We start from the raw sequence: 12,686 nt of genomic DNA, 5'->3' as shown, positions 1-12,686 counted from the left end.
CGCGCTCAGCCCATCGTCGGGATGGTGAAGCTCGCGCCCTCCTTGACCCCGGAGGGCCAGCGCGAGGTGACGGTCTTGGTACGGGTGTAGAAGCGGATGGCGTCCGGGCCGTGCTGGTTCAGGTCGCCGAAGCCGGACCGCTTCCAGCCGCCGAAGGTGTGGTACGCGACCGGCACCGGGATCGGCACGTTGACGCCGACCATGCCGGTGTTCACCCGGCGGCTGAAGTCCCGCGCGGTGTCCCCGTCCCGGGTGAAGATCGCCACGCCGTTGCCGTACGGGTGCTCCGTGGGCAGCCGCAGCGCCTCCTCGTAGTCCGCGGCCCGCACCACCGACAGCACCGGACCGAAGATCTCCTCCTGATAGATCCGCATGTCCGGGGTGACCCGGTCGAACAGCGAGGCGCCCGCGAAGAAGCCGTCCTCGTGGCCGGGCAGGGTGAAGTCCCGCCCGTCCACCACCAGTTCCGCGCCCTCCGTGACGCCGAGGTCCACGTACGCGCGGACCCGGTCCAGCGCGTCCCGCCCGACCAGCGGCCCGAAGTCGGCGTGCGGGTCGTCGGAGCGGCCGATGCGCAGCGCGCCGATCCGCTCCTTGAGCCGCGCCACCAGCGCGTCGGCCGTCTCCTCGCCCACCGGTACGGCGACCGACACCGCCATGCAGCGCTCGCCCGCCGACCCGTACCCGGCGCCGACCAGTGCGTCCACCGCCTGGTCGAGGTCGGCGTCCGGCATCACGATCAGATGGTTCTTGGCGCCGCCGAAGCACTGGGCGCGCTTGCCGTGCGCCGCGGCGGTCGCGTAGATGTGCGCGGCGACCGGTGTCGAGCCGACGAAGCCCAGCGCCTCGACGCGCGGGTCCGCCAGCAGCGTGTCCACCGACTCCTTGCCGCCGTGCACGACGTTGAGGACGCCGGGCGGCAGCCCCGCCTCCAGGAACAGCTCGGCCAGCCGCAGCGGCACCGACGGCGCCCGCTCGGACGGCTTCAGCACGAACGCGTTGCCGCAGGCGAGGGCCGGTGCGGCCTTCCACAGCGGGATCATCGCGGGGAAGTTGAACGGGGTGATCCCGGCGACCACGCCGATGGGGCGGCGCAGTGAGTGCACGTCGATGCCGGTACCGGCGTTGTCGGTGAACTCGCCCTTGAGCAGGTGCGGGATGCCGGCGGCGAACTCCACCACCTCCAGGCCGCGCTGGAGGTCGCCGTGCGCGTCCGGGACCGTCTTGCCGTGCTCGCTCGACAGCAGCCGGGCCAGCGACTCCCGCTCGCCCTCGACCAGGCGCAGGAAGTTCAGCAGCACCCGGGCGCGCCGCTGCGGGTTCCACTCGCCCCACGCCGGCTGGGCCGCCGCCGCGTCGGCCACCGCGGCCGTCGTCTCGGCCCGGTCCGCGAGCGGGACGCGCGCCTGCACGGTGCCGGTGTTGGGGTCGTACACATCGCCGTGAGCACCCGATGTTCCCGGTGTGTGCTTGCCGCCGATGAAATGGGTCAGTTCTCGGACCATGGGAGCCTGCTCTCGTCAGGTGAGATCCGGGGATGGCACGGCTCGGCACGCGGGCGGCGCGGATGACGCGCGGTGGGCGGCGGGGCCGTGGGACGCGAAAGGCGTGGACGTGGAACCGTCAGTCCGCGGGCGGTGCCGCGGGCCGGGCCGGATCACCTGGGCTGTGGGTACGCACCGGTGCCATGCGTGTCTGCTCCATCCTCGTGGACAACACGGAACAACACCCGCGGCCGGTATCCTGGCTTCCGGATCACCGCGCGCCGCCCGCCTTCCCGACGCGTTCACGTCAGTGGCGTCCTGCTCGACGTCGCACTCCCCGGTCACAGTGGCGGGACCGCACCGGATTCGCACCGGCTTCCCTGCACCGCGGGCCGTGCCCACGAACATATAGTTGGACGTCCTAGTAAGTCCAGAGCGGCCGGCCGCCCGGACCGTCGATCCTCGCCGTACCAGGCGGCCGCGGACCTCACTCCTCCCGCACCGGATACGGCACGAACGTGCTGCGGTTCTCGTCGACGGCCAGCGCCCGGCCGAGCGGCGGCACCGCCCGCTGCGGGCACTCCAGCCGCTCGCAGACCCGGCAGCCCATGCCGATCGGCGTGGCCGCGGCGGCGTTGTCCAGGTCCAGCCCGTCGGAGTACACGAGCCGCGACGCGTGCCGGATCTCGCAGCCCAGGCCGATGGCGAAGGTCTTGCCCGGATCGCCCCAGCCGCCGCGGTGCCGGGTGACGGTACGCGCCGTCCACAGATAGCGGCGGCCGTCCGGCATCGCCGCGATCTGCACATGGATGCGGCTGGGCGCGGTGAACGCCTCGTAGACGTTCCACAGCGGGCACGTACCGCCCGCCCGCGAGAAGTGGAAGCCGGTGGCGGACTGCCGCTTGGACATGTTGCCCGCCCGGTCGACCCGTACGAACGAGAACGGCACCCCGCGCCGCCGTGGCCGTTGCAGGGTGCTCAGCCGGTGGCACACCGTCTCGTAACCGAGGCCGAAGCGGTCGGTCAGCCGCTCGATGTCGTAGCGCAGTTCCTCGGCCGCGGCGTGGAACGGCCCGTACGGCAGCACCAGCGCCGCCGCGAAGTAGTTGGCCACCCCGATCCGGGCCAGCGACCAGGTGGCCGAGCCCTCCTCGAAGTCCTCCGAGGCGGGCCGCGACAGTTCGTCACCGGCCTCCAGCAGCGCCAGCTGGGTGGCCATGCGGAAGGCCCGCTGGCCGGGGCGCAGCCCCGCCGACAGGCGCAGGACCCGGGCGGCCGGATCGTAGTGGTGCAGGGGCCCGTCGGGGGTGTCGACGAGGCGTACGCCGTGCCGCTCGGTGAGCCGGGCGGCCAGCGCGCGCCCCACCTCGCCGGGGCGGATGCCCAGTTCGGCGGCGAGCCCTTCCGCGGCGGTGTCCGCTTCGTGCAGGTAGTTCTGCCGCCGGTAGAAGAACTCGCGGATCTCCTCGTGCGGCGACAGCGGCGCGGCCGGGTCGGCGCCGCCGTCCCGCCCCTCCGCCACCTCCGCCAGCCGCTCGGTCAGCGCCCGGTTGCGCCGCCCCAGATCCAGCAGGACGGAGGCCACGGCGGGCTGCCGCGAGGCGAGTTCGGACAGGTCGGTGGGGGAGACCCGGGCGGCGGCCAGCTCGTCGGCCAGCGCCTCGCGCAGGTCGGCCAGCACCCGGCTGGTGTCCCGCTCGGCGAAGAAGCCCGGGTCCACCCCGAACGCCTCGGTCAGCCGCAGCAGTACGGGCACGGTCAGCGGTCGCGAATCGTGCTCCATCTGGTTCAGGTAGCTGGGCGAGATGGCCAGTACGCGGGCCAGCGCGGCCTGGCTGAGCCCCCGCTCCTCCCGCAGCCGGCGCAGCCGCGCCCCGGCGTAGATCTTGCTCACGATGCCCCCTCCGTCGCTGCCGCGCGGCACACCTTAGTGGCCGTGGGGCTATCGCGGGCCTTCGCAAGATTGGCAAATAGGGGCGGGGGGGTTGGCAGGTCTGGCGGGTCTTGGCAGCTCTTGGCAGGCTTTGGCTGTGGGGTCCGCCTCATCGGAAGTTACGGCACGCGGTGCCGGTGATTCGCAGTGTTCACCGTCGGTCCACGGGCCGGGGACGCGGCCGACGGCGACCGGACGGCCGCGCGCCCCGCCGGACGTCGCGTTACCGCTCCGCCTCGTCCCACGCCGTGCCGAGGAGCCCCGCATGACTGGTGAGCAGGGCGACGAGGGCGGCGGTCACCCGGGGATCCCACCAGTCGGCCGGCACGTCCAGCTCGAAGTCCCCCACGCCGCTCGCCCAGTCCAGGACCGGGCTCCGCCGGCCGCCCGCGTACCAGCGGATACGGCGCGGCATCCGGGCACCGTCACCACTGCCCGACACCAGGCTGCCGACCACGATGAGCACCTGGACGGGCAGGATCAGCCACCACACCCACCACCAGAAGAGCCGCCCCTTGAGGCCGACGGCGGGCTCCCGGCCGGCCTGCCGGACCGTCCAGCGCGTCCGGCCCACGCCGTCGCTCCGGGCCGGCGCCCGCGTGACGACCGCCAGGGACGCGCCGTCCGCGCCCAGCACCTCGTAGGACGCGGGCCGCCCTTTGGCGGCGGACCGCGTGACCACGCGCGCCAGCAGCCGCTCCCGGTGCGGCGACTCCCACAGGTCGAATGTGCGCACGCCGTCCTTGCGCGCCGCACGGTAGGCGTCATGACCACCGGACGGCAGCTGCCGCTCGACGTACGCGACGGTCCGCGCGGCCTTGCGGTCGTACGGCGGTGTCTGCTGCCCGGCCGTCGTCCGGATCTCCCGGAACACCCGCCCGTCCGGCGGCGCTTCCCAACGCCCGCCCTGCCGGCTCGGGTCATACAGCCACACCGTGCTCATCTCGCGCCCCCGTGGTGGATCTTTCGCGGCAGGGGCGGACTTTACCTTCGCAGTCGTGGCTGCCCACACAGGGGGCGGGTCGTCTGAGTAGGTGCCCACCGCCCCCTGAGTACCCGCACCGATGCCGCACCGCCCCGCCACGGGAAGACTGGCGATCATGACCACATCGGCCCCTCCGACCGCACCCGTACCCGCCGCCACCTCCCCGGACCTCCCCGATGGCGACCCGTTCGCGCCCTCCAAGGCGGCGCTGCGGGTGTTCGCGCTCCTCGGCTTCCCGCTGCTCGCCGTCGCGTGGGTGCTGTTCGCGGTCATCGTCCTCAACCAGGCGTACAGCGGTGACGGGGCGAGCGGGCCGCTGGCGGGCGCGGCTCAGGTGGCGCTGATGCTGTCCCCCGTCGCGGGCCTGGTCTCGTTCTGCCTCCCCGACACCCCGGGCCTCCGGGCCCGGCGCATCACCATCTGGATCCAGTACGCCCTCCTCGTCGCGGGCCCGGTGCTGGCGGCCGTCGACTTCTCCTGACGATGACGGGCCGCCGTTCCCCTGACGGGCCGTCGGCAGGCCGCCGTACCGGACCACCACCACGGCCCTTCCGGCCGGCACCGCTCAGCCGGCCGGAAGGGTTCTCCGCCGCCGGTCACTCCGGTACGAGCACCACCTTGAGCGCCGAGTACGGGGTGCCGGGCGCCGCGGCGAGGGCCGCGAACGCCTCCTCGTAGCGCTCCAGCGGGAAACGGTGGGTCACCAGCCGCTCCAGCGGCAGCCACCGGGCCAGCTCGATCGCCCGGGGGAACAGCCTGCTGTTGTAGTCCCCGGCCCCGATGATCTGAAGCCCCCGCTGGAGGATCTCCAGCGGCCGCACGGTGGCCGACGCGTTGCTGTTGTAGCCCATGACGACCACGCGGCCGCGCGTCGCCGCGTACGTCAGGCTCTGCTCCAGCAGATTGCCGACGGTGTCGATGACCACGTCACCGCGCCCGGTGAGGTCCGGGTCGTCCGGTGTGTGCACGGTGACCCGGCCGTCGGAGTCCTCGCCGGTGTCCGTGCCGGAGCCCTCTCCGAAGTCCCCGGCGAACACCTCGCGGCACAGCTCCTGCCGGTACGGGTCCGGCTCGGTCAGCAGGACCCGGGCGCCGTAATGCCGGGCCGCCATCGCGCAGACCACGCCGACCGGGCCGCCGCCGACGATCACCGCGGTCTCACCGGCCCGGAGGCGCCCCGCCTCGACGTTGTTCAGCGCGCAGGCCAGCGGCTCCACGCCCACCGCGCGGTCGAAGTCCATGCCCTCGGGCACGGCGTGGACGAACCGCTCGGGCAGCCGGATGTACTCGGCGAACGCGCCGTCCAGATCGAGGCCGACCTCCGTACCGGCCTTGTTGGCGCAGAAGTCCCAGTGCCCGCGCAGACAGGGCGGGCAACTGCCGCAGTACAGCGTCGGGTTGATGACGACCCGGTCACCCGGCTTGCGCGCGGTGACCGCGGACCCCACTTCCTCGACGGTACCGACCGCCTCGTGCCCCATCACCACACCCGGCTCGGCGGGGAACTTGCCCACCAGCACGCTGCGGTCGGTACCGCAGATGCCGGTCTGTACGACCCGCACCACCACGTCGTCGGGCGCCGTGACCGCCGGCTTCGGATGGTCGACCAGCGACACCGTGTGCCGCTCGGTGAGGACCAGGGCCTTCATCGCGTTCCTCCTGAGGTCGTGAGGGCGGCGCCCGGGATGTCCCACCGGATGGCGCCGAGGAGTTCCTGGTGGAGCTGCGGGGTGGCCGCTGCGATACACGACTTCTGGTTCATCGGATCCAGGTCGAGCAACGCGGTGGTGCCCAGGTCGTCGCCGTACGCGTCGGTGATGGTGACCCCGCTGCGCTTGGCGAGGTACACCGCGGCGGCGATGTCGTACGGGAACAGGTGCAGGATCGAGCCGCGCCCGGCCGCCCGGAACGCCGCCTCGGTGCCGGGGTGGTCGCGCAGCACGCGGTTGCCGATGTCCACGTACGCGTCGAGCTGACCGGTGATGATGCGCGAGACCGAGAACGTGGCGCTGTTGAACACGAAGACGCCGCCGGTGTTGGCGGACCGGTCCACCAGGTGCGCGTAGGCCGCCGACATCAGGTGCATCGGATGGCCGTTGAACTCGATCGACCAGAACATCCTCGCCGGGTCGGTGGTGCGGCTCAGCCGGGGCAACGCGTGCGGGAACCCGCCGTACGAAAGCCCTTCGCCGTCGGCACCGTGGATCCACGCGCCGGACTTGATCTCCAGCAGATGTGCCGCGGTGACATCGTCCAGCGTGGGCGCGGACGCCGTGAGCGGCGCCGCGGCGATCGACACCATGCCCATCTCCAGGCCCGCCGAGGCCGGCCGGGTGCCGTCGATGGGATCCACGACCAGGACATACTCCGGATCGGGCGCCAGCTCGACCAGCGAACCGTCCTCGGTGTAGACCGCGAGCGGCACATGGGCGTGCGCGCGCAGATGGTCCAGCACGGCCCGCTCGGCGACCTCGTCCACGTCGAACTGGGCGTCGCCGCCCGGCGAGTCACCGTGCACCTGCCGGGCCGGGCCCCGGTCGGCGTACGTCAACAGCTCGGCCCTGACGTGTTGGCCGAGGCCGGTCAGCAGCTTCTTCAGCGATGCCGGCGGCGTCATGCGGCCAGCTCCGCGCGGAAGAGGCTCTCCAGGCGGTCGCACAGCAGCTCGGCCTGGTCGAGGGTGAGGATCAGCGGCGGCCGGATCTTGAGTACGTTGCCGTAGCCGTATCGCGAGGTGCGCAGGATCAGGCCGTGCTGCGCGGCCGCGCCCGCCAGGTGGTTGGTCAGCTTGACGGCGGGCTTGCCGTCGGGGTGCGCGATCTCGAAACCGATCATGAGGCCGACCCCGCGCACGTCGACGATGGCCGGGTAGCGGGTCCGCATGTCCGCGAGCCGCCCCAGGATGTAGTTGCCGGTGGCCCGTACGCCGGCCAGGAACTCCGGCTGCCGGACGATGTCGAGAGTGACGTTGGCCGCCGCGGCCGCCAGCAGGTTGGCGCCGTAGGTGAAGGAGTGGTGGTTGGCCGGCAGCCCCGCCAGCCGCTCGTTGGTCAGGATCGCCGCCACCTGCGCGCCCGAGCCGCCCAGCCCCTTGGCGGTGGTGATCGCGTCCGGTTCCACGTCGAAGTGCTGCGCCGCGAACATCCGCCCCGTACGGCCGATGCCGGTCTGGATCTCATCGAAGATCAGCACGATGTCGTGCTCATCGCAGAAGGCCCGTAATTTCGGGAAATAGCCATCCGGCGGCACGATGTTGCCGCCGTTGCCGGAAATCGGCTCGACGATGATCGCGGCGACCTGCCCGGTACTCGCGTACTCCAGGAAGTCCTCGATGCGGTCGACGCACATCATCCCGCAGGTATCCGGCTGCTGCCCGTAGAAGCAGCGGAAGCAGTACGGGTCCGGCACCTGGAGGGTGCGCGGGAAGAGCGAGGGGAACGGCTCCTTGCGGAAGGCGTTGCCCGACATCGAGGTCATCATCATGGTCTGCCCGAGATGGCTGCGGAACAGGGAGATGACCTCCGAACGCCCCGTGGCGTGCTGCGCCATCTTGATGGCGCCCTCATTGGCGGTGGAGCCCCCGGAAACCTTCGGATGCACCTTGGTCAGATTCCCGGGGGACACCTCCACGAGCCGGCGCACCAGCCCGTTGACCGGATCGCTCTGCACGGACGAGGTGAGATGGGCGAAGACGTCCAGCTGCTCCTTCATCGCCGCGATCACGGCCGGGTGGGAGTAGCCGAGGCTCAGATTGAAGGTGGCGGAGGCGCAGTCGAGGTATTCGTTGCCCTCCTCGTCGTACAGGAAGACCCCCTCGCCACGGGCCATCTTCCGGGCGCTGACCGGGTAGTAGAGCAGATCGCGGACGTTGGTGGTGTCCATGGACGGTTCTCCTTGTGAAGGCATGGTGGTGCCGGGGTGTGCGGGGCCGCCGGGCGTGCCGAACCGCCGCGGAGCCGGGTGGCCGGGTACGGCGTGGTGAAGGTGGGCAGCCGGCGGCCGTTGACGCACGGCCGCACAGCTGCGGGGCCCGGACGGTGCTCTCACCGGTCGGGCGGGGGCGTCGCTCAGCGGCGACGGCGGGATCGTGACCATGGGGCCCGGTCAGCGGTTGCGACGCGTGGTGCCGGGCTCTTCAAGCTCTGACGCCATCGACCGTAACAGGGGACGTGTTCATTTGGCTTGATCGATTGCCAATAGGCTGGAATGCATCCGGCGGGTGTGTGGGCCACGTCGTTCAGGGGTTCAAACGCGCGCTTCTGACCTGCTCCGAAGCCCACTTGTACGGCAGGCCGACCGGACAAGTGGACGTTGGCGCAGTTCCGTCGCCGACGCGGGCCGGGCCTTCGACAACACTCCAAGGAGCGACATACGGAACAGAGCGCCGTTCGTTTCGATACCTTACGCAAAGTTCAAACATTGTTGGTGGGGCTTTGAACGGAGTTTGCGTGGGCGTGGGGGAGGGGGCCGGCAGCCGCGGGCGTGGCCGCCTCAACGACAAGGCGCCGGGGCGGGGGTGTCAGGTCCCCCGCCCCGGCGCCGGTATGAGAGGGCGCGCGTGCCGAATGTGCGGGACGCGTGCCGGCGGTGTGCGGCGCGTGCCGCCGGCGGTGTACGGCGCGTACCGGCGCGTGGCACGTGCCGGTGTACGGCGCGTACCGGCGAGTGGCGCGTGCCGGTGTACGGCGTGTACCCGCCAGGCTCAGTCCAACGCCGGCCGCAACTCCGCCAACGACGTGAACAGATGCCCCCGCATGCCCAGCGCCTCGGCCGCCCGGACATTGACGTCCCGGTCGTCGACGAACAGGATGCGCTCGGGCGGCAGGCCGAAGGCCGTACTGCACCAGGTGTACGCGCCGGGCTCCGGCTTGGCGTGGCCGATGCGGCAGGAGAAGGCCAGGACCGGGAAGCGCTTCAGCCACTCCTGGTGTTCCTCGTAATGCGCCGCCAATTCCACCGGAATGTTCGACAGGAGGCCGATGGTGGTGCCGCGGTCGGCCAGCCGCCCGACGTACTCCACCATTTCCTCGTCGACCCGGCTCCAGCTCGCCACGTCCGCGGCGATGAGTTCCGCGATCCGCTCCTCGTCGAAGCGTGTACCGAGCGCGTCGGCGACCTGCCGCCAATAGTGCGCGCCGTTCTGGTCGCCCCGGTCATAAGGCTGCCGCAGCCCCCAGTAACTCTCCCAGAAGACGTCACCGGACACCCCGGCCGTCTTCTCCAGCCGGTCACAGGCGGCGGGGGACTGGTGCCGGGCGATCACGCCGAACATGTCGAAGAGCACCGCGGTCATGACATCACCTCGAAGGAATCCGCTCCAGGAGGCGGCGAGGCGCGCACCGCCCGTCGAGCCCGCCCTAGCAGTACCGACGCGTACTCGCCGCACCGTACTCACACAACGTGTGTGTGAGTACACACTTGCCATGGGTGTATGTCAACCGCCAACCCCATCATGAACCTCCGCACCCAACGGGCGGAAGGGCGGAAAGTCGCACCCGATGTGTTGATGTGCTACATCAGCGACATGAATGTCTCCGAACGCCACCGGTTCATCCTGGCCCTGCTGGCCGAACGCAACCGGGCCTCCGTGGCCGAACTCGCCCGCTCCTCCAAGACGTCGGAGATGACCATCCGCCGGGACCTCGAACTCCTGGAGTCGCGGGGCGCCCTGCGCCGGGTGCACGGCGGCGCGGTCAGCGCGCTGCTCAGCGGGGTGGAACCGCCGTACGCGGTACGTGCCATGGTCGGCGGCGAGACCAAGGCGAAGCTGGCCGACGTGGTGGTGCGGATGCTCAACGACGGGGAGACCGTCGCCCTGGACACCGGCACCACGGCCGTCGCCGTCGCGCACGCCATGGCGGGCCGCCGGCTGACCGTCACCCCGCTGTCCCTGCACGCGACCATGCCGCTCGCCGAGCACGAAGGCATCCGCCTGCTGCTCCCCGGCGGCCAGGTCCGGCCCGGCGAGCTGTCCTTCTACGGGGAGACGGCGCTGCGCACCTTCGAGGACCTGCGGTACGACACCTTCATCCTCGGATGCTGCGGCGTGGACGCGGCCAACGGCGCGACCGCCTACAACCTGGACGATGTGCACGTGAAGCGGGTGGCAGCGCGCGCGGCGCGGCGCATCATCCTGGTGGCCACCGCCGAGAAGCTGGGCCGGGTGGCGCTCGGCCGCATCTGCTCGGTCGACCAGCTGGACGTGGTGGTGACCGACGCGGCCCAGGGCACGCCGGTGGCCGAGGAAATGCGCGCGGCGGGCGTGAACATCGTCCACGTGTGACGCCCCGCTCCCCCCGCGGCGCGCGGTGTCGAAAAACCACGCACAGTTCTCCCGAACAAACTTGATGTGCGTTACGGTCACCCATGATGAGTGAATCGACTGCCCCAGCCGCCGAATCGTCCGGTGGATCGCCCGGTGGGTCGTCCGGCGGGAGGCCCGCCGGACGACCCACTGCGCCTCCCCCCGCGCCGTTCCCCGGGACCTCGCCATCCCCCGAGACCTCACCACCCCCCGGAGCACCGCCATCCCCCGGAGCGCCGCCGTCCCGGCGCTTGCGCACGGCACGTATCTGCACCTTCGTTGCCTTCGCACTCAACGGCTTCGTGATGGGCATGTGGATCGTGCACATCCCCGCGGTCGAGCACCAGGTCGGCATCACCCATGCCGTACTGGGCTGGCTGCTGCTCTTCCTGGGCGGCGGCGCCTTCGCCGGCATGCAGGTCTGCGGGGCGCTGGCCGACCGGTTCGGCAGCCGCGCCATCGTGCTGGCCGGCGGCGTGCTGTGCAGCGCCACGGTCGTCCTCCCGGGCCTGGCGAACTCGCCCTGGACCCTGGCGGCGGCCCTCCTCGCCCTCGGCTTCGGCAACGGCTGCCTGGACGTCAGTATGAACACCCAGGCTGTTCAGGTCGAGCGAGGTTACGGCCGCCCGGTGATGTCGGCCTTCCACGCGGTGTTCTCGGTCGGCGGCGTCATCGCGTCGCTCATCGGCGCCCGCACCATCAGCTGGGACTGGCGGCCCTCCGCCACCCTCGCCGCCGTCGCGGTGACCGGCGTACTGATCACCTTCGCCCTGGTCCCCGGCATGCTGCCCAACGAACGCCCCTCACCGGCCACACCGGCCCCGCGGCAGACCGACTCCACGCCGCCCGCGTCCAAGAAGTCGGCGCCCAAACGCCGCACCCCCTCCCAAGTCTGGGCGCTCGGCGTACTAGCCCTGATGCTCATGCTGTGCGAAGGCGTGGCGAACGACTGGAGCGTGCTCCACCTCAAGGACGTCCTGGACGCACCCGCCGCGACGGCCGCCCTGGCATACGGCGGCTTCGCCACCGCCATGACCATCGGCCGCTTCGTCACCGACCGTGTGGTGGGCCGCTTCGGCCGGGTCTTCGTCGTCCGGTACGGCGCGGCCCTCGCGGCCCTCGGCCTCACGGTCGCCGCACTGTCCCCATGGGTACCGCTGGCCCTCATCGGCTGGACCCTCTTCGGAATCGGTCTGTCCGGCTGCATTCCACAGTTCTTCACCGCGGCCGGCAACGTGGACCCGGAATCATCCGGAGCGAACGTCTCCAGGGTGGCCGGCCTGGGTTATGTGGGAATGCTGGCGGGCCCCGCCATCATCGGCCCGCTCACCCACCTGTTCCCCCTGAACATCACTTTCTTCCTCCCCGTGGCCTTCTGCGCGGCCGCAGTCCTCTCCGCCGAAATCCTCCGCCCGCCCCACAACAAACCCGCACCTCCCGAACCCACACGGGCAGAAGCATGACCAGCCACCCGCAAACCCGCCCTCAAAGCACCACACCCCTCGCCGACTACTTACCCAAACAACGCATCCACCTCCACGCGCAGGTCAACACCAAGGGGGAAGCACTGCAATTGCTGACCCGAGGCCTCCACACCGCAGACGCCGTCGCGGCCCCCCGCGCGGCACGCATCCGCCTGCCTCAAGGCACCAACGGATTCCACGGCATCGCAATACTGCCCATCCGAAGCCGTATGCTCGACGCCCCAGCGGCCGCCTTCGCCCGCATTCCACCACACCTGTCCTGGCAAGGCACCGACCACCATCCGATCCGCGACGTCTTCCTCCTCGTCGTACCGCAAACGCTCATGAACACCGACTGCTTGCAGGCGTATTCGACCCTCGCCCGCCACACCGCCCATGCCGGCTTCCGTCGGATGCTGGCAGCGGCCCGCACAATTGACGAACTGTATGAGCTGTTCGGCTTGATCAGATGATCGAGCCCGCTCCGTTGTTCGCGAACCGTGGAATTGAGCGACAT

11 protein-coding genes and 1 riboswitch are annotated in these 12,686 nt (G+C 71.1%); of the genes, 4 read left to right on the top strand and 7 right to left on the bottom strand.

The features are described 5' to 3' along the window. Positions 1–5: 5 nt before the first annotated feature. The 3 genes from IH45_RS0120125 to IH45_RS0120115 all read right to left on the bottom strand — a co-directional run bounded on the left by IH45_RS0120125 (position 6) and on the right by IH45_RS0120115 (position 4,360). A complete protein-coding gene (locus tag IH45_RS0120125; protein ID WP_030669913.1) occupies positions 6–1,505 on the bottom strand; it encodes a CoA-acylating methylmalonate-semialdehyde dehydrogenase in 1,500 nt (499 codons plus the stop codon). A 211-nt stretch (positions 1,506–1,716) separates the two neighbouring features. Then, a riboswitch (cobalamin riboswitch) is annotated at positions 1,717–1,889 on the bottom strand. 82 nt (positions 1,890–1,971) lie between these two features. Beyond that, a complete protein-coding gene (locus tag IH45_RS0120120; RefSeq protein ID WP_030669910.1) occupies positions 1,972–3,378 on the bottom strand; it encodes a short-chain fatty acyl-CoA regulator family protein in 1,407 nt (468 codons plus the stop codon). A 262-nt stretch (positions 3,379–3,640) separates the two neighbouring features. Then, positions 3,641–4,360, bottom strand: coding sequence for a hypothetical protein (locus tag IH45_RS0120115; protein ID WP_030669907.1), 720 nt, complete (start codon positions 4,358–4,360; stop codon positions 3,641–3,643). A gap of 157 nt (positions 4,361–4,517) precedes the next feature. On the opposite strand from IH45_RS0120115, the gene IH45_RS0120110 reads away from it, so the two are divergent. After that, complete coding sequence (locus IH45_RS0120110; RefSeq protein WP_030669904.1) at positions 4,518–4,883, top strand: hypothetical protein; 366 nt, start codon at positions 4,518–4,520, stop codon at positions 4,881–4,883. Positions 4,884–4,998: 115 nt separating this feature from the next. Here IH45_RS0120110 and IH45_RS0120105 read toward each other — a convergent pair whose 3' ends face one another. The 4 genes from IH45_RS0120105 to IH45_RS0120090 form a co-directional block, all read right to left on the bottom strand. Beyond that, positions 4,999–6,051 (bottom strand): zinc-dependent alcohol dehydrogenase, encoded by a 1,053-nt coding sequence (locus IH45_RS0120105; RefSeq protein ID WP_030669901.1) that lies wholly within the window; start codon positions 6,049–6,051, stop codon positions 4,999–5,001. Next, positions 6,048–7,019 (bottom strand): inositol monophosphatase family protein, encoded by a 972-nt coding sequence (locus tag IH45_RS0120100; protein WP_107058683.1) that lies wholly within the window; start codon positions 7,017–7,019, stop codon positions 6,048–6,050. Before IH45_RS0120100 ends, IH45_RS0120105 begins: the two co-directional genes overlap by 4 nt. After that, on the bottom strand, positions 7,016–8,284 hold the full coding sequence (locus IH45_RS0120095) for an aspartate aminotransferase family protein (protein ID WP_030669896.1): 1,269 nt from the start codon (positions 8,282–8,284) through the stop codon (positions 7,016–7,018). The genes IH45_RS0120100 and IH45_RS0120095 overlap by 4 nt, the downstream gene beginning before the upstream one ends. Before the next feature lie 820 nt (positions 8,285–9,104). After that, the gene (locus IH45_RS0120090; RefSeq protein ID WP_030669893.1) at positions 9,105–9,695 is read right to left on the bottom strand and encodes an HAD family hydrolase; all 591 of its coding nucleotides are present in this window, start codon (positions 9,693–9,695) and stop codon (positions 9,105–9,107) included. 231 nt (positions 9,696–9,926) lie between these two features. Between IH45_RS0120090 and IH45_RS0120085 the strand changes: the two genes are divergently transcribed. From IH45_RS0120085 to IH45_RS1000000146650, 3 genes are all read left to right on the top strand, one after another. Continuing rightward, positions 9,927–10,685, top strand: a complete 759-nt coding sequence (locus IH45_RS0120085) for a DeoR/GlpR family DNA-binding transcription regulator (protein ID WP_030669891.1) — start codon at positions 9,927–9,929, stop codon at positions 10,683–10,685. A 326-nt stretch (positions 10,686–11,011) separates the two neighbouring features. Further along, positions 11,012–12,169, top strand: a complete 1,158-nt coding sequence (locus IH45_RS0120080) for an MFS transporter (protein ID WP_234440604.1) — start codon at positions 11,012–11,014, stop codon at positions 12,167–12,169. After that, positions 12,166–12,642 carry a PTS sugar transporter subunit IIA gene (locus IH45_RS1000000146650; protein ID WP_078897669.1) on the top strand — a complete coding sequence of 159 codons (477 nt, stop codon included), beginning with the start codon at positions 12,166–12,168 and terminating at the stop codon, positions 12,640–12,642. Before IH45_RS0120080 ends, IH45_RS1000000146650 begins: the two co-directional genes overlap by 4 nt. Positions 12,643–12,686 lie beyond the last annotated feature (44 nt).

Source organism: Streptomyces rimosus subsp. rimosus, from assembly GCF_000720725.1.
Classification (GTDB): domain Bacteria; phylum Actinomycetota; class Actinomycetes; order Streptomycetales; family Streptomycetaceae; genus Streptomyces; species Streptomyces rimosus_A.
The sequence above is the reverse complement of the archived record's forward strand: the minus strand, read 5'-3'. Positions and strand labels throughout refer to the sequence as shown.